Source organism: Bradyrhizobium sp. SHOUNA76, from assembly GCF_023006445.1.
GTDB lineage: Bacteria > Pseudomonadota > Alphaproteobacteria > Rhizobiales > Xanthobacteraceae > Bradyrhizobium.
In genome coordinates this window covers 1-706 of sequence record NZ_JALBHA010001044.1, presented here as the reverse complement: position 1 = coordinate 706, position 706 = coordinate 1, and the positions used below count along the sequence as shown (strand labels likewise).

At 66.0% G+C, this 706-nt stretch carries 1 protein-coding gene; it reads left to right on the top strand.

Annotated elements, in window-relative coordinates; all coding sequences use genetic code 11:
• A partial coding sequence (locus MOV74_RS39595) for a secretin N-terminal domain-containing protein (RefSeq protein ID WP_309486896.1) occupies positions 1 to 706 on the top strand: 706 nt, incomplete at both ends.

The following is a 706-nucleotide window of genomic DNA, read 5'->3' as shown; positions in this document are numbered from 1 at the left end:
CGGAAGCCGGCCCGGGCGGCATCGACCGCTCGCTGAACGCCGCCGCCGGCCAAGGCATCACCGTGGTGCCCCTGCGCTATGTCTCGGCCCAGAACATCTTCAAGCTGCTCGATGCCTTCGGCGTGAAGGCCCAGACCATGCGTCCCGACAGCGCCCGCAACACCTTAATTGTCAGCGGCAGCGGCACCGACCGGGCGACCGCGGTCGACACCATTCTCTCCTTCGACGCCGACTGGATGCGAGGGCAATCGGTCGGCATCTTCCCGGTGCGGAACTCCACGCCCGAGCCGCTCATCTCCGAGATCGAAAAGATCATGGATTCGGGCGAAGGCGGCATGGGACAGAACGTGGTGAAATTCCAGCCGATCGGGCGCCTCAATTCAATTCTGGTCGTCAGCCAGAAGCCGGAATATCTCAAGCGCGCGCAGACCTGGATCGCGCGGCTCGACCGCTCCGACACGGACGGCGTGAATCTGAAATCCTACCCGCTGCGCTACGGCAACTCCAAGGCGGTGGTGGCGCTGCTGAACGAGATCCTGTTCAGCCAGAGCGCGACCAGCACTTCCTCGCTCGACAATTCGGCGGGCCAGATCTCCCCCGGCGCGGGCATCGCGACGTCCTCGTCCGGGACCAATCCGATCGCCTCGCTCAGCGCACTTCCGACCGCAGCCGCAGGTGCCGCAACCCCGGTCACCGGCGCTCCCGG